The following is a 21,454-nucleotide window of genomic DNA, read 5'->3' on the forward strand; positions in this document are numbered from 1 at the left end:
CTCTGCGCTCAAGGTTATTAATATCTGCTTTTTAATTAAAGCAGATATCACAGCATGTCTAAATAGGGATTATGGAATGTTAGGAAGCAATGACCACGGTACAGTTAAACTAAAGGAAGATGTGACAGGCCAAGAACAGCTATCAACATCTTCCTTATTTAACAGACAACAATAATGGATAATTAACGCATCATACCCGGAGGCATCATACCTTTCATACCGCGCAACATTTTCGCCATGCCGCCCTTTTTCATTTTCTTCATCATACGCTGCATATCGTCAAACTGTTTTAGCAGGCGGTTAACATCTTGCACCTGCATACCAGAGCCCGCAGCAATACGGCGTTTACGTGAACCTTTGATGATTTCTGGGTTAGCACGTTCTTTGAAACTCATGGAGTTGATAATCGCCTCCATACGCACCAGCACCTTATCATCCATCTGTGCCTTGACGTTATCAGGGATCTGCCCAGCACCAGGTAACTTACTCATCATACTGGCCATTCCGCCCATATTACGCATCTGCTTTAACTGGTCGAGGAAGTCGGTCAGGTCAAAGCCATCACCCTTCTTCAGCTTGTTAGCCAGCTTTTCCGCTTGGGCGCGATCGACCTTGCTCTCAATATCTTCAATCAGGGAGAGCATATCTCCCATACCGAGAATACGCGAAGCAATACGATCCGGATGGAAAGGTTCTAACGCTTCAGTCTTTTCACCAATACCTAAGAATTTAATCGGCTTACCGGTAATATGACGAATGGATAATGCAGCACCACCACGAGCATCACCGTCAACTTTGGTTAGTACAACCCCCGTCAATGGTAACGCCTCGTTAAAGGCTTTAGCGGTATTTGCCGCATCCTGACCGGTCATGGCATCAACAACAAACAGGGTCTCCACCGGATTTAATGCGGCATGCACCTGCTTAATCTCGTCCATCATCGCTTCGTCAACGTGCAAACGACCAGCGGTATCGACAATCAGAACGTCATAAAACTTCAGTTTAGCCTGTTGCAATGCACGGTTAACGATATCAACCGGTTTTTCCTGTGCATCTGATGGACAGAAATCAACAGAAATGGCTTCCGCCAGCGTTTCTAATTGCCTAATCGCCGCCGGGCGATAGACGTCAGCAGAAACAACCAAGACTTTTTTCTTCTGTTTTTCTTTTAAGAATTTGGCCAGTTTCGCAACGCTGGTGGTTTTACCCGCCCCTTGTAAACCCGCCATCAAAATAATCGCTGGTGGCTGAGCGGCCAGGTTGAGACTGTTATTCTCTTCCCCCATTGCCGCTACCAACTCATCGCGAACAATTTTGACGAACTCTTGTCCCGGCGTCAGACTTTTATTAACTTCATGCCCTACCGCACTCTCTTTGACACGATTAATAAAGTCACGAACAACCGGTAAAGCAACGTCAGCTTCCAGCAATGCCATGCGCACTTCACGCAAGGTATCTTTAATATTATCTTCAGTCAGTCGCCCACGACCACTGATGTTGCGCAGCGTGCGCGATAGTCTATCGGTTAAGTTTTCAAACATCGTCTTATGCCCAACGTTATGATGATCCGCGATAGCGGTAAAAATTTTAGCGAGTATAACACGAACAATACTCAGGTTAGTTATCGATAGTTAGTGAGAATTGTTGGAGGGAAACGCCACTAACGCTATACTGAGGAAACTTTTTCCATGGTTTATGTCAACATTAATGATTATGCCTGTTTTTGCCATATTATCACTGATAGCGTACCTGACCAGTCTTGGCTTAATTATTCCCAGCCTGCTCAGAAAAAAAGGTCTTCATCGTCACTGGACGTTGATCTCGGCTTTATTCGCGCTTGTTTTTCATGGAATCTCGCTGCAACAGCGTATTTTTGACGTCGACAATGGTCAAAACCTGAGTTTATTGAATATCGCTTCCGGTACCAGTTTGCTGATTAGCGCGATCATGACGTTTGTTGCCTCAAAAGATCGCGGTTGGATTCTGTTACCTATCGTTTACAGTTTCTCAATCATTAATCTTGCGTTATCTAGCTTTAGCCCGTGGGAATTTATTACCCATCTGGAAGACAGCCCTACTCTGCTGATTCATATTGTGTTGGCATTATTCTCCTACGCCACGCTGATTATCGCTGCTCTTTATGCTATTCAGATTGCCTGGATTGATTATCAACTAAAAAATAAAAAATTACGCTTCAGTCCGGATATGCCACCACTGCTATCCATTGAGCGAAAAATGTTCCATATTACTCAGGTTGGTGTCATTCTTTTAACGCTAACGTTGACGACCGGCATATTTTATCTGGATAACCTACTGGACAAAGATAATCTGCATAAAACAACGCTGTCGGTCATGGCCTGGCTAATTTATTTAGTTTTGCTATGGGGCCATCATAGTAAAGGCTGGCGGGGACGCAAAGTCGTTTGGTTCAGCTTGAGTGGGGCATTTTTACTGACGATGGGCTATTTCGGCAGTCGATTAATACAAGCGCTGTTAGCACATTAAGCGACATTTTGTCCCACCTCTTCATATAATGAATATGGATATTAATACATAATTGTTGGAGGATAGACATCGGTGGACGACGTATCAACCGGTACGCTTATTATCATTTTAGTCATTATGGTTCTGATTTCAGCGTATTTCTCTGCATCAGAAACAGGAATGATGACGCTAAACCGTTATCGACTACGCCACCTTGCCAGTAAGGGCAATCGACAGGCGCGTCGGGTAGAAAAGCTGCTTCAGCGTCCCGATCGCTTAATCAGTCTGGTTCTTATTGGTAATAATCTGGTCAATATTCTCGCCTCCTCTCTGGCAACCATTATCGGTATTCGTCTGTATGGTAATGTGGGCGTTGCTATTGCCACCGGTATATTAACCTTCATTATTTTGGTGTTTGCAGAAGTCCTACCGAAAACCATTGCCGCCCTTTATCCTGAACGTGTCGCTTTTCCCAGCAGCGTATTACTCAAGCCACTACAAACCCTGATGGCGCCGTTAGTGTGGCTGCTTAATGGTATAACCCGCATTATTATGCATCTGTTTGGGCTACGTTCTGACATTAAAGGCAGTGATGCCGTCAGCAAAGATGAACTAAGAACTATCGTTAACGCTTCAAACCCGCTGATTTCACATCGTTACCAGAGTATGTTGTTATCCGTTCTGGATCTGGAAATTGTTAACGTTGATGACATTATGGTACCGCGTCAGGAAATTATCGGTATTAACGTCAATGATGAATGGAAAGACATTCTCAAGCAGCTGACGCATTCCCCTCATGGACGTATCGTTTTGTATCGCGACTCACTGGATGACGCTATTGGCATGCTGCGCGTACGAGAAGCGTACCGATTGATGATGGAAAAAAGTGAATTTACCAAAGAAATGATGTTGCGCTCGGCGGATAAAATTTACTTTATTCCAGAGGGTACTCCGCTAAATGTGCAATTAGTTAAATTTCAGCGTAATCGCGAAAAGGTCGGCATCATCGTTGATGAATATGGCGATATCCAGGGGTTACTCAGCGTAGAGGATATTCTGGAAGAGATCGTCGGTGACTTCACCACCTCAATGTCCCCTTCTTTGGCTGAAGAAGTCATTCCGCAAACTGATGGCTCTGTTTATATTGATGGCAGCGCCAGTATCCGCGAGCTCAACAAAGCCTTTGGTTGGCATTTGCCTACTTCAACAGCAAAAACCATCAATGGCTTGCTACTGGAGTACTTTGAAGATATTCCCGAAGTTGGCACGCACGTAGAATTTAAAAATTATTCGGTCGATATTATAGAAGTGAATAACAATATGATTAAGCAAGTATTGGTTCGGCCACTTAATGACGAACCTCCAGCCAAAAAGCTTAAGAGAAGATAACTTATTTACGTTAATCGCTAAAAAACCGCAAAAATGCGGTTTTTTAGCAAGTGCATCGGCCAATAGATAGCGCCTATATATGTAACTCTTTAAGCTTATCCGCTGGCAACGCTAACTCATCGTTCTTGTTAACCCGAATACCACTATCAATAATATGACGAGCGATCTCATGGGCTTCTTTCAAAGAATGCATTTCATAGGTACCACACTGGAATTCATTCAGTTCAGGGATCTTTTTCTGATCCTGCACTTTAAGAATATCCTCCATTGCCGCTTCCCATGCTTTCGCCACTCGACCTTCCTCAGGCGTACCGATCAAGCTCATATAAAACCCGGTACGACATCCCATAGGGGAAATATCAATAATCTCTACGCCGTTACCGTTCAAATGATCGCGCATAAATCCGGCAAACAAATGTTCAAGGGTATGGATGCCCTTCTCCGGCAGAATTTCCATATTCGGGCGACAAAAGCGTAAATCGAACACGGTAATTGTATCATCGTGTGGTGTTTTCATTGTTTTAGCAACCCGGACAGCCGGAGCTGACATACGGGTATGGTCAACGGTAAAACTATCTAACAATGGCATTTTCGTCACCTTTAAAAAAAAATAACTTTTTTTACTCTAACAGGAAACCTTTCAGAAAATAGCGAGTCTTACTAAATACAAGAACACTCGTTATCATCTTCCCTCAAAAGAGATGTTTATAGGCCACTAGATATGTGGCCTTTCTTTTATCCAATTAACGTTGGTTTTGCTCAGCTAAAAACGCATCAAAACTCAGCGTATCCTGTTGTTCCATCTCTTTCTGACGCTGAATAGAAGCAATACGTTCAGCTTCCAGCACCGTTTCAGTTAACACGCTCAGCGGTTCAGACTGCAGCATCTGACGATATTGCTCAGCTAATGCCAGACCAAAACTACCGACACCAACATCTTTAATCGCCTGTAGCATTCTACCGGAGAAGGTTAATTCAGGATTCTCAAAGGCTGAAACCAATTTATTGCAAACATCCTGATACTGAGAGTTTTTATTTGATCCATCTAAAACTTCCGCCACTCGCAATAAATCAACGAACAGTGATTTTCCAACGATTTCCAGCGGTTGACGTGCGGTATCACAGCCCATTCCGATAGTCTGGCCTGGTTTGCGTCCCTCAAGGATCACGCGATCCCAGTTATGGCGCGTACATTGAAGTTCTTCACTGCTCATTTCAGGCGCATCAGCCAAGGTACACCAAATTAAGAACAAATCGAGGAAGCGCGCCTGATCGGCATCGATACCAATAGGAGAGAATGGATTAATATCCAGCGCCCTAACTTCAATATATTCTACGCCACCGCGCAACAGAGCATCAGATGGCGATTCATCTTTACGGGTTACTCGTTTAGGACGAATCGGTGCATAAAACTCATTTTCAATCTGTAAAACGTGACTGTTGAGCTGCTGATAATGGCCATTTTTCTTCTCATCCAGATACTTAAACTGCTCTGCTGGAATAGAAATGGCTTTTTTCAGACCTTCTACATAAGTGGCTAAGTTATTGAAGGTAATACCCAGATTACTTTGAGCCGTATTGGTATACCCTAAATCACTCATTCGCAGTGATGTAGCATAAGGTAAATAGCAGGCACCGCTTTTCAGCTTCTCAAAAGGTAATTTGGTTGCTCGACCTTTGATAAAAGAAGAGCAAATCGCCGGAGAAGCACCAAACAGATAAGGTATCACCCAACCAAAGCGATAATAGTTACGAATCAGACGGAAGTAACCCTGCGAAATTTTATCTTTACCACTTTCAGCATCAGTAATGCCTTCTCGCGCCTGCCAGAATTCCAATGGTAATGAGAAATTGTAGTGAACGCCGGATATGGTTTGCATCAATGCGCCGTAGCGGTTTTTTAACCCCTCACGATATAGCGTTTTAAAACGACCTGCATTAGAAGTACCGTATTGAGCCAACTCGATTTTATCTTCAGAATTGATAAAGCACGGCATACTCAATGGCCACATTAATTCGCTACCCAGTTCACGGCTCACATGACGATGTATATCACGCAAGAAATCCAATGAATGATCCACACTGCGATCGACCGGGGTAATAAATTCTAATAATGCTTCGGCAAAATCGGTGGTTATCCATCGATGCGTTAACGCTGAACCTAAAGATTCAGGATGAGGCGTTGTTGCCAGATGACCATTCGGCGTAATACGCAGCGTTTCTCGCTCGATACCACGTTGAATACCATTTAAAGCTTGAGGATGCGCTTCCAGCCAGGATAGCGCTTTAGATACGTCCGGGATCAATTCGACCTCCCGTAATCAATATTCATACAACCTGCCAAAATAATTGGTTCATACACCGTTACCTTTCTCTTTATTAACTAAAAAAAGAGAGACCTTTCAGGGTTATCAACATCACGGCAATATAGCGTAGCGATTTCCCTATCAACATAAAAAAAGTGACTGACCACCAGGGTAAACGTAGCCACCCCGCTAACAAACATAATAAGTCACCCATAATAGGCAACCAACTTAATAACAGCGCAGGCGCACCAAAACGCTGTAGCCACTTCATGGCTAATGCTAAACGTGGATGATGTTTTGGTATCGGCGCTAAACGCCCAATAACAACATTCGTCAAACCACCCAACGTATTTCCAACTATTGCTACCGCCAGTAATAACAGCGGATCGGTTTCAACCGTCGTCAATAATGCCGCAAAAACGACTTCTGAATTACCCGGCAATAGCGTGGCGCTTAAAAAACTACTGCTGAACAATCCCAGTAGGGGTAAAGTATCACTCACAAATGACGCACATCCACGGCATCCATTCCCGCCGCTTTAGCTGCCTGAAGACCAAACGGCGCATCTTCAAATACCACGCAGGAAGCTGGAGCAACCTGCATAAGTTGAGCACAGCGTAAAAACGTATCCGGGGCCGGTTTATGGTTCTGAACATCATCAGCCCCCACAATCGCGGAAAAATAATCCCTCAATCCAACGTGCTGCAATAATCTTTCAGCAAAACCATGCATACTCCCCGTTCCCACCGCCATTGGCCGTTTATTACGGTAAGATTTTACCACTTCAACAATAGGTAAAGGTTTAACCATGTCCAACACTATCGACTCAACAATCTCAAACTTTTCCTGAGCCAATTTAAAAGGGTCCAAGTCTACCTGATAACTGTCGATCACAAACTCGGCAATCTTCCATGAAGGAGATCCGTTTAAGCCGATGACCGCTTGTAAATCCAATTCCATACCATACTTGGCCAGCACTTCACTCCAGGCTTGACGGTGCCCTTCTTCCGTATCCAATAATGTGCCATCCATGTCAAAAATCAGGCCCTGATAGCGGTCATACATGATAGCCCCCACAACGTTAAGTTAGATAGAGAACAAGCTATTTGGTTACTTTATCGTAAAACTAAATTAATGTCGCTTACTGAGTTAAATCTCGACCTCTCAGTATGAGCACTTAGCATTAACCCATATTTTCATAGGGTTAATGCTTAATCTACCTCATCAGGAAAATCATAATTAATTCAAAAAATATAGTTTTTATAACAATAAGTTGTAACAATGACGCGCTATAAATAGCGTGTTTGTGATGGATATGGCCTGAAGTTTCACTATAATGGCTACAGATTCGAAATATAAACTCACAATGTAAATAGTATTTATGCATCTTTATTTTCATTGGGATAGATGCGATATATGGACATGAAAACTGGAATACAAAAAATAAAATGAAAGGCGTTATTATCACAACTACAGCTCTTTTGCTGACCTTATCATTCAATACCGTCGCTGAAGAGGCGGCAGATGATGGTATTTGGGCAAGCATTAAGAATAACGTTAAAGAAACATGGAATTCCCCAACCAGAGATCTGTACGTTCCTTTAAATACGTGGCACAACCGTGCAACGTACGATAAAGAGAAAACGGACTCCTATAACGAGAGACCGTGGGGAATCGGCTATGGCGTTTCACGTTTTGACAGTGATGGTAACTGGCATTCTATTTACGCGATGGAATTTCAGGACTCCCACAATCAGATAGAACCCATTATTGGCTATGGCTACCAAAAGAACTGGTATCTGGGGAGCAATAATGACTGGCGACTGGGATTAGGCTTTACCGCAGCGGTTACCGCTCGACATGAATATAACTATATTCCAATACCTCTACCGCTGCCCTTATTTTCAATTGAATATAAGAAATTTGCGATACAAAACACGTATATCCCCGGTACCTATAATAACGGCAACGTATTGTTTACCTGGGCTCGCTGGCAGTTCTAGCTAAAATATCCTCAGGCAGGTCACGTTAACCCCCTTTCTTCAGGTAGATTAACGTGACCTGCCTGATTTTTTTCAATCCTGTTACTGAAATTCTATTATTATTAGTCATAGATGGAATATTAATAGCGCTTAACGCTATTGCCTGATGGCTTTATTAGCTATAGAGAGAATTTATGGATCAAGCTCAACCACATCCTTCCTTGAAAACGCGTCACAAAGAATATTCACTTATTCTGACGATGTTCACTATTCCAGTACTGTTATATTTACAGCACAGCACCAGCCTTCTGATTACTGTTTTAATCAATCTTCTGGCACTGGTCACTATTTTAGGCAGTGCATTCAGCGTTGTTCGCCATGCGGATGTTCTGGCTCACCGACTAGGAGAACCTTTCGGTTCATTAATTCTAAGTCTCGCGGTCGTTATTCTCGAAGTCAGCCTGATCTCAGCGCTGATGGTAACCGGTGATACCGGACCTACCCTAATGAGAGATACACTCTACTCCGTCATTATGATTGTGATGGGTGGATTAGTCGGCATATCATTGTTGCTGGGTGGCCGAAAATTTGCCACCCAGCATGTTAATCTGGCAGGCATTAAACAATACCTCACCGCACTATTACCCTTAGCAATTATCATTCTGGTGCTCCCTGCTACTCTGGCTAGCAGTACTTTCACATCAGGCCAGCTAATCGTCATTGCGCTCTTATCTGCTGCTATGTACCTGGTATTTTTGACGATTCAGACCAGAACTCACCAAAATCTCTTTATTTATGAGCATGAAGATGAAGGAGATGGCCCTGATGGCCACCACGGTAAACCATCAATCCATAGCAACGCATGGCATGCGGTCTGGTTAGTCATTCACCTCATTTCAGTCATTGCCATTACTAAGATTAATGCTGGTTCATTAGAGTATTTATTAACCGAGTTGCATGCTCCACCGCAATTTACCGGTTTTCTGATTGCATTATTGATTCTCTCCCCAGAAGGGCTTGGCGCACTGAGAGCGGTAATGGCGAACCAAGTCCAACGAGCAATGAATCTGTTTTTCGGCTCAGTATTAGCCACTATTTCCCTAACCGTTCCAGCTGTTGTAGTTATTTCTCTTATAACCGGTAAAAGTCTGGTATTTGGTCTATCAACACCGAATATCGTTTTGTTAGTGAGTATATTGCTGTTATGCCAAAGCTCATTTGCCACAGGCAGAACCAATGTATTAAACGGCGCTGCTCATTTAGCAATATTTGTTGCTTATCTGTTGGTTTTAATGATGGGATAACGCGTTAAATTGCAAACAAAACGCCACTCAAAAGTGGCGTTTTTACTTCACTCTGATTTTTCTCAGTCTCTAGACATGAATAGCAATGAACCTAAAATAACTCAATGCTCTTATGCTATTTCAGCACCGTTAAGCCCACAAAAATCAATTTATATCAAAAAACTCACAATCAGATATAGATTCAGACTTACTACCAGCACCACAATAATCCGACCAATATTCTGCATAATAAAACTGTTCACCATATCACCCATCAACTGGCGGTTGCCGGTGAAACTCAGCAGTGGAATTAGCGCCAACGCGATGCCAAAGCTTAAAAAAACCTGGCTGACAATCAGAATACGCGTTGCATCCATGCCACACAGAATGACAACAAACGAAGGGAGCATGGTTACACTACGACGTACCCACAACGGAATACGCACGTGGATAAAGCCTTGCATCACTACCTGACCCGCCATCGTCCCCACCACAGTAGAAGAAAGTCCGGCAGCAATTAAACTGAGACCAAAAGTGACAGTAGCAAACTTCCCTAGCAATGGTTCTAACGTAACGTATGCCTGATCTAACTCTGAAATACCAGTTTGGCCATTAAAATGGAACACCGCGGCGGCCATCGCCATCATGGATAAATTCACAAAACCAGCAATGGTCATGGCGATAGCGACATCCCATTTAGTCGCAGAATAGCGTTCCGCACGGCTCCCTTTGGAGTTTTGTGTCAAAGCGGAATGAAGATAAATAACGTGAGGCATAATGGTTGCCCCTAATACGCCCGCAGCCAGAAAAACGGCCTCTTTATTAGGTAAACCAGGCAATAACATCCCGGTGGAAAGTTCAGCAATATCAGGAGAAGAGAAAACCAGTTCAATAATATAAGCGCCAGCAACAAACAGCAAAAATGCGCCAATCACACGCTCCAGCGGCTTATCTCCACGGCTTTGCAGCATTAAAATAAGGAAAGTAATGATACCGGTGATAATGGCACCATTTAATAAACTTATGCCCAATAAGAGCTTAAAGCCAATGGCGGCACCAATAAACTCAGCCAAGTCGGTAGCAATAGCAATCAGTTCGGCCTGAACCCAATAAAACCAAACAACCGGGCGAGGAAAGCGATCGCGAATATGCTCTGCCAAGTTTTTGTTGGTAGCAATCCCCAGCTTGGCGGAAAATAACTGAACCACCATCGCCATAATATTGGCCCAAACCACAACCCAAAGCAGCTGATAACCAAACGCCGAGCCGGCTTGGATATTGGTAGCAAAGTTACCGGGATCAATATAACCAATCGCAGCAATAAAGGCTGGCCCCATCAATGAAAGCTTTATTTTTCTTGATAATTTGCTTGAGCGCACTGCGACACCTGAATCCGACATTATTATCCCTCCCGAATAATCACCACACCTTAATGATAATGATTCTTATTTAAATAACAAGATCATTAAACTGATTGCTAAGATAGGCGCAACTAAACAGCCGGGTAACATGTCACGTCAGGAAATAGAAGAAGACGTTACCTTATCAACGCAAGTTCTAGGGATATTATAATACAGCACGATAAAACCCACATCATCTATATAACAAAAAACCAATGAGCTGTAACAATAAATAATGAAAAAATTAACAATAGCCGGTTTTAATTAGAAACTTTTCTGAAAGCGTTTGAGCTTCTTTAGTGCCCAATCATAATGGCTGGACGTGGCCGAAATGAAGTAGGAACCTAAAGAAGCGCTTCCAGTCCATGGGTAATACTTTTTAGTAAATAACTGCTGATCATTATGGGACATAATCAGCGATTGTAATTCCCGATGAGAGGCATTCAGCTTCAGGCGCGCAGTTTCCAGACTCATCGCCTGATACTTCTGCCAGATGGCCTGATTTAATTCAGGGGTCGTACGCCAGGTATACCCTTCCGCTGGCATAATCGGCTTTTTACCTGCCATCCCTTCCCCATACCAGCGTAACATCATCAAATGCCATTCATACAAATGAACCATAACATCACGAATATTGCGATCCCTATCCTCAAATGGAAACACCATCTCCAGCACACTCTCGGGCAAGGAATCAATTAACACCACAATTTTAAAATAGTTTTCATCACTCAAGCTTAATAACTGTTGTTTATTCGTTGGCCGAGGCATAACGTCTTCTCTCTCAGATAACCGATATCCTCATCATATCTAAAGGTATTACCGTATCGTATTGATTTGGTGCAATGACGCAGCAAATTGACGAAAAAACAAACGAAAATGAGAGGTAGGCAGGGATCCACATCTCATACCACCAAAAGTCCCTTAACATGTTGATAAAACGCTAGTCGCCTCATATTTAGGCTAAATACTTTTTTACCCTCTCCTCCTCTAGAGAAATTCCATAATAGTTTTCACCACTATATAAAAACACCTATAAAAGTGTGTGTTAATTATTACCATACCACTAACTCTACAATTGATTTGAATAAGCTAATCCCGGTTTATCACTTAAATTAAATATTTTAACGCCAGAAGATAATTCAATACTTTACTTCCCAAATTTTCACTGTTATATTTCGGGAAATTTTTCGTGGAGATAAAAAATAATTGGACAGTATTAACTATAGCGACATAATTAAGGCAAGCTGACCAATCTCTTCGATGTTTAGTCGCTTGCCGAAACGGCGGGCGACATCACTTCTCATTTCTGACGTGCTGTATCCCCGAAATAAAAAATATTCCCTGACAGATATCAACTGTTATGGATTTTTTCGGATAATGAATATGTTAACTTACAGCTACGCACTCTTTCCTCCAGGCTCAACTGCACATTGATACTCAGTGTTAACTGAGGATATTTTTCTGTGTGCTAAATAGCACATGATTATTCTTCCTGTATTTATCGGAGGGAATCATGGCATTGACTCCTCTTGTTTTAAATTTACTGTTCGCTATGGGTTTCGGCGCACTTATCGGTGCCGAGCGCCAATGGCGTCAGCGTATGGCTGGTTTACGTACTAACGCATTAGTTGCAACCGGTGCAGCGGTATTTATTCTCAGCGCAGCAACAACATCACCGGATAGCCCTGGTCGGATTGCGGCACAGATTGTTTCCGGCATCGGCTTTCTCGGCGCTGGCGTGATTATGCGTGAAGGGCTGAACATCCGCGGCCTGAATACCGCCGCAACCCTATGGTGTTCCGCTGGCATTGGTGTGTTATGTGGTTTAAGCCAGTATTGGACGGCAGCCGTCGCTACGCTCGTCATTCTTTGCGCCAATATCCTACTGCGCGAAGCTGCTCAGCGTATCAATTTACAGCCGCAGCAACATGCAACCGAGTTGGATGTACGTTATAGAGTTCAAATTACCTGTAGCCCGGCAGATGAAATCATGGTCAGAACCCTGATTTTACAGGCGGTTAACTCTATGAGCATTCGTCTATGCTCGCTTTACAGCGCCGATGTCATTGAGTCCGGCTTATTAAATGTTTGTGCAGAAATATCGGGCACTCCGGCAGAACAAAAAGATATTGAGAATATCGTTTGCCGTGTCAGCTTAGAGAAAAGCGTTAGTGCGGTTCAATGGCAAATTGTTTCTGAACAACCTGCTTAACCATAATTAAAATCCGATCTTATCGTTAATAGTAAATATAAGATCGGATATAACTCGTTGAATAAGGAGTATCTATGTCAGAACCACCGGGGAAACCTCCACCTTAATTTATCTGGGCTATATCCACGTATTTCCCTGATAAAAAAATAACTCATCGCAACGAATTTTCACCTTATTTATTAAGGCGGGATTCCTACGCTTAAAATATAGAAAAGTTGTATATAGAGATACGTGCTATGAAATATATAAACAACAATAATAACCATAAAAAAATGCGCCTTAATGAAAAAAATAAGGCCCCTTTTATTATTGAAAGAGAAGCTAAAAATAATCTGGAAAGAACCCTGTCAAACCTGATGACTAACCGACAAGGGCTGGACGAAGATGAAGTCAAAGACCGTCAGGAACTTCATGGTAAAAATCAGGTCGTTCATGAAAAAGCGCCAGCCGCTATCATTCAACTGATTCAGGCATTTAATAACCCGTTTATTTTTATCCTGCTGATTCTGGCCGCCATCAGTTTCTATACTGACTATTGGATGCCCATGAAACAGGGTGAAGAAACAGAACTGACCGGTGTGACTATCATTGTTGTGATGGTATTACTCAGTGCTCTTCTGCGCTTTTGGCAGGAATTCCGTACTAACAAAGCGGCGGAATCCCTGAAATCGATGGTTCGCACCACCGCGACAGTTTTACGACGCAAACAAGATTTCTCTCAGCCAGAGAAACACGAAATTGATATTCAGCAGCTGGTGCCAGGCGATATCATTTTTCTCTCTGCGGGCGATATGGTGCCTGCTGACGTCAAAATTATTGAATCCAGAGATCTCTATATTAGCCAAGCGGTGTTAACCGGTGAATCATTACCGATTGAAAAGTATGACACCCTTGGTGACGTGATTCTGAAATCCAATGACACCGTTAAGCCTAATACGAATACCGATGATTTACTGGCAATGCAGAATATCTGTCTGATGGGGACTAACGTTACCAGCGGAACAGCGACTGCAGTGGTGGTGGCTACGGGTGCTCAAACCTATTTTGGTTCACTGGCTAAATCTATCGTGGGTAGCCGAACTCAAACCTCTTTTGACCGTGGAGTAAATAGCGTTAGCTGGCTATTAATTCGTTTTATGCTGGTTATGGTACCGATTGTATTGTTAATCAATGGGTTTACCAAAGGTGATTGGGGTGAAGCCGCACTATTTGCGCTAGCCGTTGCCGTTGGCCTAACGCCAGAAATGTTGCCGATGATTGTCAGCGCTAATCTGGCTAAAGGCGCTATCGCCATGTCTCGCCGTAAAGTTGTGGTTAAAAGACTAAACGCAATTCAGAACTTTGGCGCGATGAATATCCTGTGTACGGATAAAACCGGTACCTTGACGCAGGATCGCATTATTCTGGAACAGCATCTTGATGTTAACGGACAGAATAAGAGTGAAATCCTTAATCTGGCATGGTTAAACAGTTTTCATCAGGATGGTATGAAAAACCTGATGGATCGGGCGATTATTCATTTCGCTGAGGGAAAACCGGAAATTGACGCCATGCGGCGCTACAGAAAAGTGGACGAAATCCCTTTTGATTTCGTACGCCGTCGTTTATCTATTGTGGTGCAAGATGAAAAACAGCACCAACTGCTGATTTGCAAAGGCGCGGTTGAAGAAATGCTCTCCGTCTGTAGCCATATAGAAAAGAACGGCGCTATCCTCCCTTTAGATTCGGCTGGCCGTCAGGCCTTACTGGAACAGGCCAATGGTTATAATCTGCAGGGATTTCGCGTACTGATTCTCGCCGTGCGTGAACTTTCCACCGCAGAACATCGTACCCAGTTCAGCGCGAGTGATGAACACGATCTGATCCTCAAAGGATTTCTGACCTTCCTTGATCCACCGAAAGAGAGTGCCGCTAAAGCCATTGCCGCATTACGTGAAAACGGCGTAGTGGTTAAAGTTTTGACTGGTGATAACCCAATAATTACCAGTAAAATTTGCCGAGATGTTGGGCTTGAGCCAGGTATCCCGCTATTGGGTAACGAAGTTGAACTACTCAGCGATGAAGCCTTAGCAACCGAGGCCGAACAACGCACAATATTTGCCAAACTGTCCCCATTACAAAAGTCACGTATTCTGCGAGTCTTACAGTCCAAAGGACACACCGTTGGCTTCCTCGGTGATGGTATTAACGACGCGCCAGCGTTAAGAGATGCAGACGTAGGTATTTCTGTTGATACCGGAACCGACATTGCTAAAGAGTCATCAGATATTATTCTATTAGAAAAAGATCTGATGGTATTGGAGGCCGGCGTTATTAAAGGACGTGAAACTTTCGGTAATATCATTAAATACCTGAGCATGACCGCCAGTTCCAACTTCGGCAATGTATTCTCCGTGTTGGTTGCCAGCGCATTTATTCCATTTTTACCGATGTTAGCGATTCATTTGCTGATTCAAAACCTGATGTATGACATTTCTCAACTGTCATTACCATGGGACAAGATGGACAAAGAGTTCTTACGCCAACCGCGTAAATGGGATGCTAAAAACATCGGCCGCTTTATGATCTGGGTTGGGCCAACGTCATCCATCTTTGATATTACAACCTTTGCTTTGATGTGGTTCGTATTCTCAGCGAATAGCGTAGACCAGCAATCCTTATTCCAGTCAGGCTGGTTTATTGAAGGATTGCTATCACAAACGCTGGTGGTACATATGCTACGCACCCAGAAGATTCCATTTATTCAAAGCCGGGCAGCGCTCCCAGTTATGCTAATGACCGGTTTGGTTATGGCTATTGGTATCTATATCCCCTTCTCTCCACTTGGTCATGTCGTCGGACTGCAACCGCTACCGTGGTCATATTTCCCATGGTTGGTAGGGACATTGTTTAGCTACTGCGTTGTGGCACAAATGATGAAACGCTTCTATATCCGCCGCTTTGGTCGCTGGTTCTGATAGTAACCACTCATATCCCGCCACTGCGCGGGATATAACGCCAGATAAAAGAAAGAACACCGGCGCCATTCCAAATAGGCGGGAGGCAGAAAATGAGAAATATCGATTATTCTTTCATTGAGGCACTGCGCATGCGTTTAACAATATGGTCTGCGCATATTCTGATGCGCTGTACCCTCTATGGTTATCATCTACGATTACTTAGCTCGAAGCAGGCAATCAATAACGTCGCTTACTCGACCCATTTGGTTAGACAGGCGCTGATTCAACTAAAATTAAGAAGAGAAAAGAGAAAGTTAAAGGGCAAGCGAACTTCACAATAGCAAGTTCCCAGACGCAAAAAAGCCGACGATTAAGTCGGCTTTCTTTAATTTGGTGGAGCTAGACGGGATCGAACCGTCGACCTCTTGCATGCCATGCAAGCGCTCTCCCAGCTGAGCTATAACCCCAAAATCACACGATGTATATCTGGTAACAACATCGTTAAGACGGGCGCATAATATGAAATATAGGCGAGGTCTGTCAATCAGTAATTCACATAAATAAACTGAATGCTGAAAAAGAGAACAAACCGGTAGATTTATACGCCACAAAACATAAAAACCGGGCTTTTTACCACCCGGTTTTTATTAAGTACTTCTCAACGAGCTGTCATTATTATTGTTGGGCTTCACGCTCAGCAATAAAAGCTAATGCACGATCGATACGAGTCAAACTACGCGTTTGACCAATTGCGTGTACCGTTGCATCGACTCCTGGAGATTGACCACAGCCAGTCACGGCAACGCGAAGTGGCATACCCACTTTACCCATCCCGACTTCCAGCTCTGTCGCCGTATTCTCAATGGCCTGATGAACGTTTTCCAGCGTCCAATCACTGATAGCACTTAATTTAGTACGAACCAGCTCCAACGGCTCTTTAGCAACCGGACGTAAATGTTTTTTCGCCGCATCTGCATCGAACTCATCGAACTCTTCATAAAAATAACGGCAAGACTGCGCCATCTCTTTTAACGTCTTACAGCGCTCGCCCAGCAGTTTCACAATTTCAACCAGCTGAGGACCATTCTGAGTGTTAAAACCCTGCTCATGAATATGCCACGACAAATGAACAGCAACATACTCTGGCGGTAAATGATTAATATAATGATGGTTCAGCCACTGTAACTTTTCGGTATTAAAAGCACTGGCCGACTTGCTCACCGCATCCAGAGTGAAAAGTTGCTTCATGTCATCAATGCTGAAAATTTCCTGATCGCCATGAGACCAACCCAAGCGAACCAGATAGTTCAATAAAGCTTCAGGTAAATAACCGGCATCGCGATATTGCATAACGCTGGCTGCGCCATTGCGTTTGGATAATTTCTGTCCATCATCCCCGAGAATCATCGAAACGTGAGCATATTCAGGAACCGGCGCGCCCAAAGCTTTCAGGATATTAATCTGACGTGGGGTATTATTGATATGATCTTCACCGCGTATTACATGGGTAATTTCCATATCCCAATCATCAATCACTACGCAGAAGTTATAGGTCGGTGAACCATCAGTACGACGAATAATCAAATCATCCAGTTCCTGATTAGCAATTTCAATCGGGCCACGGATTTGATCGTTAAAAATAACTGAACCGTCTAATGGATTGCGGAAACGCACTACGTGTGGCTCATCAGCACTATGTGAACATTGACTATCGCGGCAATGGCCGTCATAACGCGCTTTTTCACCCCGCGCCATTTGCTCTTCACGTAACGTTTCCAAACGCTCTTTGGAACAATAACATTTATACGCCGTTCCAGCCGTTAGCATTTCATCAATCACAGAGTTATAACGATCAAAACGCTTAGTCTGAAAATATGGACCTTCATCCCAGTCAATATTCAACCAGTTCATACCATCCATAATGGCATCAATCGCTTTCTGGGTTGAACGTTCAAGATCGGTGTCTTCAATACGTAAAACAAACTCACCGCCAAAGTGACGGGCAAAAAGCCAGGAATAAAGCGCTGTACGAGCACCACCTACATGTAGATCGCCCGTTGGACTTGGAGCAAAACGTGTTTTTATTTTCATGGACATTGAGCGTTAGCCTTGTTGCAGGATTTAGTCAGCAAATATCAATTTCATATCTGTCTTTCGCAATTAGTGGCGCACATTCTATCATCCCGGACTGAATCCTCAATGTTCTGAGCGCTATCAAAAGCGATATAATATGAAAAAATCGATGCCGACTGTCTAAATTTACGACGAACAGTACGTTTCATTGAAAAAATCATTGACTCAATTAGTCTGTTCCCTATAATGCACCTCCACACGAGAAGGGTGATTAGCTCAGTTGGTAGAGCACCTCCTTTACACGGAGGGGGTCGGCGGTTCGAGCCCGTCATCACCCACCATTTCTTGTGATGTGCAGTAAAAGTAGAGTATGAAGTTTGGGTGATTAGCTCAGTTGGTAGAGCACCTCCTTTACACGGAGGGGGTCGGCGGTTCGAGCCCGTCATCACCCACCATGACTTATGTTGCGCAGTGAAGTAGAGTATAAAGTTTGGGTGATTAGCTCAGTTGGTAGAGCACCTCCTTTACACGGAGGGGGTCGGCGGTTCGAGCCCGTCATCACCCACCATATATTGGGTCGTTAGCTCAGTCGGTAGAGCAGTTGACTTTTAATCAATTGGTCGCAGGTTCGAATCCTGCACGACCCACCAATTTAAAGCGTAGTTTGAAAGATTAAATTATGCTGGATGAGAACCTAAAGGTTCAAGTCGAATATTAAGAGCGCATAAGGCGCTTTTTTTATAGCAGTATCGTCATGCCCGGGTGGTGGAATCGGTAGACACAAGGGATTTAAAATCCCTCGGCGGCAACGCCGTGCGAGTTCAAGTCTCGCCCCGGGCACCATTTCTAATTATTCTTATCTTCCTCAGTTCCCTTTAATACCAATTCCTGTACTTTCTCTCTATAGACAATTTTCTATTGTTTCTATGACGCCTTGCTCTGACTAAAGCAAAAACACGTTAATGACAAAAAAACACGACAACATCTGTAACGCATACGTCTGAAAGCAGCTAAATGAGCAGCAGCCTCTTCCTTGTACTCATTTTCTCGGGAGTACAGAAAAGAGGCTTCAACTTATCTGGTACCTTTTAGAGGCCTAATCACACTATCCAATCCCTCTATCTTAAGGGCTAAAGTCAACTCCATAAGTTGCCCCAAAGCACCCGCAGGAAATCCCTTTTTCGCAAACCAGAGCAAATACTCATCAGGTAAATCTACCAACATTCGCCCTTTGTATTTACCAAAGGGCATTGGCGTATTGGCAATTTGAATCAAATGTTCTTTTTCTAGCATCCGCTATTCATCCAGCAAACGTATCATTTCAGCTTCATCAATCACCGGAACGCCCAGTTCCTGAGCTTTCGCTAACTTGGAACCCGCCGCTTCGCCAGCAATCACTATATCGGTCTTTTTAGATACGCTGCCGCTCACTTTAGCCCCAAGCGCTATCAATCTGGCTTTAGCATCATCACGGGACATTAGGCTTAACGATCCGGTGAGCACAACAGTTTTACCGGCAAAATGACTATCAATCTCTTCCGCAACGATAACTACTGGTGCCGGCCAGCGAATGGCAATCTCCGGCCCCGTCAGTTCACTAATAATCTTCTGATTATGCTCTTCTCGAAAGAAATTAAACGTGTGTTTAGCCACAACTTCACCGACATCCTGCACCTCTTTCAATGCATCTATATCCGCCGCCTGAAGCGAATCTAAATCACCAAAATGGCTGGCCAGACTGGATGCCGTAGTTTCACCAACTTCACGAATACCTAAACCAAACAGGAAGCGAGCAAATGTGGTATTTTTTGATTTATCTAATGCCGCAATGAGATTCTGTGCCGATTTAGGCCCCATGCGTTCCAAACGCGTCAGAACACCAATAGATAAACGATATAGATCCGCTGGTGTATGGACATATTCTTTATCCACCAGTTGCTCAATAATTTTGTCCCCCATCCCTTCCACATCCATTGCTCGGCGGGAAACAAAATGCTTCAGCGCCTCTTTTCGCTGAGCACCACAAACCAAACCACCAGTGCAGCGAGCAACCGCTTCACCTTCAATTTTCTCAATGTTGGAGCCACAAACCGGACAGTGAGTCGGGAACACGATTTCTTTAGCGTCTATAGGCCGCTCTGAGGCGATAACCCCAACAACCTGAGGGATAACATCCCCTGCCCTGCGAATCACCACAGTATCGCCAATACATAGCCCTAACCGAGCGATTTCATCGGCATTGTGTAAAGTAGCATTACTGACGGTAACACCCGCGACAGTAACCGGCTCCAAACGAGCCACTGGAGTAATGGCACCGGTACGTCCCACTTGGAACTCTACGTCACGAACAACCGTCATTTGCTCCTGAGCCGGAAATTTAAACGCAGTTGCCCAACGGGGAGCCTTCGCTACAAACCCCAATCTTTCCTGAAGAGCCAAATCATCGACTTTAATCACTACGCCATCAATATCAAAACCCAGATTAGCGCGCTGCTCCTGTACCTGCTGATAAAACTCCAGTACCTGCTGACTACTCTTACACAAACGGATGCGATCGCTAACCGGCAATCCCCATTGCTTAAACTGCATCAACCGCTGCCAATGGCTGTTTGGCAGCTCCCCACCTTCAATCAAACCAACACCGTAACAGAAAAAGGTTAACGGTCTTTTAGCAGTAATTCGGGGATCCAACTGACGTAAAGAACCAGCGGCCGCATTACGTGGGTTGGCAAAGATTTTTTCATGATTACGACGAGCGTGTTCGTTCAGCTTTTCAAAACCGGCTTGAGGCATGAATACCTCTCCGCGCACTTCGAGACGCTGTGGAATATTATCGCCATTCAAACGAAGTGGAATTGCCCCGATAGTTCGCACATTGGAGGTAATATTTTCCCCCGTAGTGCCATCACCACGCGTCGCCGCCTGCACTAACTTGCCATTCTCATAAAGCAGGCTGACGGCTAAACCATCCAGCTTTAGCTCACAACAGAATGTAATCTCTTCATCACTCTTCAGGCGGTCGTGCAGACGCTTATCGAATGCCAAATAACTTTGCTCATCAAAGACGTTATCCAGGGACAGCATCGGTACTTCATGGGTGACCTGATCAAATGCAGAAAGAGGAGCAGCCCCTACCCGTTGGGTTGGAGAGTCATCAGTAATCCATTCAGGATGCTCAGCCTCAATATCCCGTAATTCACGCATTAAACGATCGTATTCTGCATCAGGAATCTCCGGCGCATCGAGTACGTGATACAAGTACTCGTGATGACGAAGTTCATTGCAAAGCTGAATTAAGCGTTGTTTAAGAGATTCCATAACTCACCGATAATGATAAAAAACCCCCGACAAGCGGAGGTTTTATTGAATAAATAGGTAATTAAATT

Annotated in this window: 17 protein-coding genes and 6 tRNA genes; 12 read left to right on the forward strand and 11 right to left on the reverse strand. The window is 43.9% G+C overall.

Going from position 1 to position 21,454, the window contains the following annotated elements; translation table 11 throughout:
- Positions 1 to 182: 182 nt before the first annotated feature.
- Complete coding sequence (gene ffh / locus EL341_RS12170) at positions 183 to 1,541, reverse strand: signal recognition particle protein (RefSeq protein WP_047781590.1); 1,359 nt, start codon at positions 1,539 to 1,541, stop codon at positions 183 to 185.
- A gap of 172 nt (positions 1,542 to 1,713) precedes the next feature.
- On the opposite strand from ffh, the gene EL341_RS12175 reads away from it, so the two are divergent.
- Positions 1,714 to 2,505 (forward strand): cytochrome C assembly family protein, encoded by a 792-nt coding sequence (locus tag EL341_RS12175; RefSeq protein WP_074823477.1) that lies wholly within the window; start codon positions 1,714 to 1,716, stop codon positions 2,503 to 2,505.
- Between the two features lie 72 nt (positions 2,506 to 2,577).
- Entirely contained in the window at positions 2,578 to 3,873 is a 1,296-nt protein-coding gene (locus EL341_RS12180) for a CNNM domain-containing protein (RefSeq protein WP_147280776.1), read from the forward strand.
- A 73-nt stretch (positions 3,874 to 3,946) separates the two neighbouring features.
- Here the strand turns inward: EL341_RS12180 and luxS are convergent, their stop codons facing one another.
- The 4 genes from luxS to yqaB all read right to left on the reverse strand — a co-directional run bounded on the left by luxS (position 3,947) and on the right by yqaB (position 7,244).
- Positions 3,947 to 4,462, reverse strand: coding sequence for an S-ribosylhomocysteine lyase (gene luxS / locus EL341_RS12185; protein ID WP_047781592.1), 516 nt, complete (start codon positions 4,460 to 4,462; stop codon positions 3,947 to 3,949).
- 154 nt (positions 4,463 to 4,616) lie between these two features.
- The gene (gene gshA / locus EL341_RS12190; RefSeq protein WP_047781593.1) at positions 4,617 to 6,179 is read right to left on the reverse strand and encodes a glutamate--cysteine ligase; all 1,563 of its coding nucleotides are present in this window, start codon (positions 6,177 to 6,179) and stop codon (positions 4,617 to 4,619) included.
- A 73-nt stretch (positions 6,180 to 6,252) separates the two neighbouring features.
- Positions 6,253 to 6,681 (reverse strand): YqaA family protein, encoded by a 429-nt coding sequence (locus EL341_RS12195; protein ID WP_074823195.1) that lies wholly within the window; start codon positions 6,679 to 6,681, stop codon positions 6,253 to 6,255.
- On the reverse strand, positions 6,678 to 7,244 hold the full coding sequence (gene yqaB, locus EL341_RS12200) for a fructose-1-phosphate/6-phosphogluconate phosphatase (protein ID WP_074823197.1): 567 nt from the start codon (positions 7,242 to 7,244) through the stop codon (positions 6,678 to 6,680). The genes EL341_RS12195 and yqaB overlap by 4 nt, the downstream gene beginning before the upstream one ends.
- A gap of 383 nt (positions 7,245 to 7,627) precedes the next feature.
- Here yqaB and pagP point away from each other — a divergent pair, with 383 nt between their 5' ends.
- Both pagP and chaA read left to right on the forward strand, forming a co-directional pair.
- The gene (gene pagP / locus EL341_RS12205) at positions 7,628 to 8,182 is read left to right on the forward strand and encodes a lipid IV(A) palmitoyltransferase PagP (protein ID WP_047781596.1); all 555 of its coding nucleotides are present in this window, start codon (positions 7,628 to 7,630) and stop codon (positions 8,180 to 8,182) included.
- Between the two features lie 173 nt (positions 8,183 to 8,355).
- Positions 8,356 to 9,465 carry a sodium-potassium/proton antiporter ChaA gene (gene chaA / locus EL341_RS12210; protein WP_047781597.1) on the forward strand — a complete coding sequence of 370 codons (1,110 nt, stop codon included), beginning with the start codon at positions 8,356 to 8,358 and terminating at the stop codon, positions 9,463 to 9,465.
- A gap of 149 nt (positions 9,466 to 9,614) precedes the next feature.
- Here chaA and EL341_RS12215 read toward each other — a convergent pair whose 3' ends face one another.
- Both EL341_RS12215 and EL341_RS12220 read right to left on the reverse strand, forming a co-directional pair.
- A complete protein-coding gene (locus tag EL341_RS12215) occupies positions 9,615 to 10,844 on the reverse strand; it encodes an Nramp family divalent metal transporter (protein ID WP_047781598.1) in 1,230 nt (409 codons plus the stop codon).
- A 264-nt stretch (positions 10,845 to 11,108) separates the two neighbouring features.
- Positions 11,109 to 11,612, reverse strand: a complete 504-nt coding sequence (locus EL341_RS12220) for a ClbS/DfsB family four-helix bundle protein (RefSeq protein WP_047781599.1) — start codon at positions 11,610 to 11,612, stop codon at positions 11,109 to 11,111.
- Between the two features lie 745 nt (positions 11,613 to 12,357).
- On the opposite strand from EL341_RS12220, the gene EL341_RS12225 reads away from it, so the two are divergent.
- From EL341_RS12225 to EL341_RS12235, 3 genes are all read left to right on the forward strand, one after another.
- Positions 12,358 to 13,056, forward strand: coding sequence for an MgtC family protein (locus EL341_RS12225; RefSeq protein ID WP_074823202.1), 699 nt, complete (start codon positions 12,358 to 12,360; stop codon positions 13,054 to 13,056).
- A gap of 236 nt (positions 13,057 to 13,292) precedes the next feature.
- Entirely contained in the window at positions 13,293 to 16,013 is a 2,721-nt protein-coding gene (gene mgtA / locus EL341_RS12230) for a magnesium-translocating P-type ATPase (RefSeq protein ID WP_126467870.1), read from the forward strand.
- 92 nt (positions 16,014 to 16,105) lie between these two features.
- Positions 16,106 to 16,336 (forward strand): hypothetical protein, encoded by a 231-nt coding sequence (locus tag EL341_RS12235; protein ID WP_126467873.1) that lies wholly within the window; start codon positions 16,106 to 16,108, stop codon positions 16,334 to 16,336.
- A gap of 50 nt (positions 16,337 to 16,386) precedes the next feature.
- Here EL341_RS12235 and EL341_RS12240 read toward each other — a convergent pair.
- Together EL341_RS12240 and gltX are read right to left on the reverse strand one after the other, a co-directional pair.
- Positions 16,387 to 16,462, reverse strand: a tRNA-Ala gene (locus EL341_RS12240).
- 208 nt (positions 16,463 to 16,670) lie between these two features.
- Complete coding sequence (gene gltX / locus EL341_RS12245; RefSeq protein WP_047782719.1) at positions 16,671 to 18,086, reverse strand: glutamate--tRNA ligase; 1,416 nt, start codon at positions 18,084 to 18,086, stop codon at positions 16,671 to 16,673.
- A gap of 247 nt (positions 18,087 to 18,333) precedes the next feature.
- Between gltX and EL341_RS12250 the strand changes: the two genes are divergently transcribed.
- The 5 genes from EL341_RS12250 to EL341_RS12270 all read left to right on the forward strand — a co-directional run bounded on the left by EL341_RS12250 (position 18,334) and on the right by EL341_RS12270 (position 18,911).
- Positions 18,334 to 18,409: transfer RNA gene (locus EL341_RS12250), tRNA-Val, on the forward strand.
- A 38-nt stretch (positions 18,410 to 18,447) separates the two neighbouring features.
- Positions 18,448 to 18,523: transfer RNA gene (locus tag EL341_RS12255), tRNA-Val, on the forward strand.
- A gap of 37 nt (positions 18,524 to 18,560) precedes the next feature.
- Positions 18,561 to 18,636, forward strand: a tRNA-Val gene (locus tag EL341_RS12260).
- Positions 18,637 to 18,642: 6 nt separating this feature from the next.
- A tRNA-Lys gene (locus tag EL341_RS12265) sits at positions 18,643 to 18,718 on the forward strand.
- A gap of 106 nt (positions 18,719 to 18,824) precedes the next feature.
- Positions 18,825 to 18,911, forward strand: a tRNA-Leu gene (locus tag EL341_RS12270).
- Positions 18,912 to 19,142: 231 nt separating this feature from the next.
- On the opposite strand, the gene EL341_RS12275 is transcribed toward EL341_RS12270, so the two are convergent.
- Both EL341_RS12275 and ligA read right to left on the reverse strand, forming a co-directional pair.
- On the reverse strand, positions 19,143 to 19,361 hold the full coding sequence (locus EL341_RS12275) for a DUF3820 family protein (protein ID WP_047781601.1): 219 nt from the start codon (positions 19,359 to 19,361) through the stop codon (positions 19,143 to 19,145).
- Between the two features lie 3 nt (positions 19,362 to 19,364).
- Entirely contained in the window at positions 19,365 to 21,386 is a 2,022-nt protein-coding gene (gene ligA, locus EL341_RS12280) for an NAD-dependent DNA ligase LigA (RefSeq protein ID WP_074823207.1), read from the reverse strand.
- Positions 21,387 to 21,454: the final 68 nt, after the last annotated feature.

Source organism: Pragia fontium (assembly GCF_900638655.1).
Classification (GTDB): domain Bacteria; phylum Pseudomonadota; class Gammaproteobacteria; order Enterobacterales; family Enterobacteriaceae; genus Pragia; species Pragia fontium.

Coding starts and splice junctions, on each gene's coding strand:
- EL341_RS12235 (WP_126467873.1), top strand. CDS start 16,106: ATGAGAAATATCGATTATTCTTTCATTGAGGCACTGCGCATGCGTTTA.
- gltX (WP_047782719.1), bottom strand. CDS start 18,086: ATGAAAATAAAAACACGTTTTGCTCCAAGTCCAACGGGCGATCTACAT.
- ffh (WP_047781590.1), bottom strand. CDS start 1,541: ATGTTTGAAAACTTAACCGATAGACTATCGCGCACGCTGCGCAACATC.
- ligA (WP_074823207.1), bottom strand. CDS start 21,386: ATGGAATCTCTTAAACAACGCTTAATTCAGCTTTGCAATGAACTTCGT.
- EL341_RS12220 (WP_047781599.1), bottom strand. CDS start 11,612: ATGCCTCGGCCAACGAATAAACAACAGTTATTAAGCTTGAGTGATGAA.
- EL341_RS12215 (WP_047781598.1), bottom strand. CDS start 10,844: ATGTCGGATTCAGGTGTCGCAGTGCGCTCAAGCAAATTATCAAGAAAA.
- yqaB (WP_074823197.1), bottom strand. CDS start 7,244: ATGTATGACCGCTATCAGGGCCTGATTTTTGACATGGATGGCACATTA.
- EL341_RS12275 (WP_047781601.1), bottom strand. CDS start 19,361: ATGCTAGAAAAAGAACATTTGATTCAAATTGCCAATACGCCAATGCCC.
- pagP (WP_047781596.1), top strand. CDS start 7,628: ATGAAAGGCGTTATTATCACAACTACAGCTCTTTTGCTGACCTTATCA.
- mgtA (WP_126467870.1), top strand. CDS start 13,293: ATGAAATATATAAACAACAATAATAACCATAAAAAAATGCGCCTTAAT.
- chaA (WP_047781597.1), top strand. CDS start 8,356: ATGGATCAAGCTCAACCACATCCTTCCTTGAAAACGCGTCACAAAGAA.
- EL341_RS12175 (WP_074823477.1), top strand. CDS start 1,714: ATGCCTGTTTTTGCCATATTATCACTGATAGCGTACCTGACCAGTCTT.
- luxS (WP_047781592.1), bottom strand. CDS start 4,462: ATGCCATTGTTAGATAGTTTTACCGTTGACCATACCCGTATGTCAGCT.
- EL341_RS12225 (WP_074823202.1), top strand. CDS start 12,358: ATGGCATTGACTCCTCTTGTTTTAAATTTACTGTTCGCTATGGGTTTC.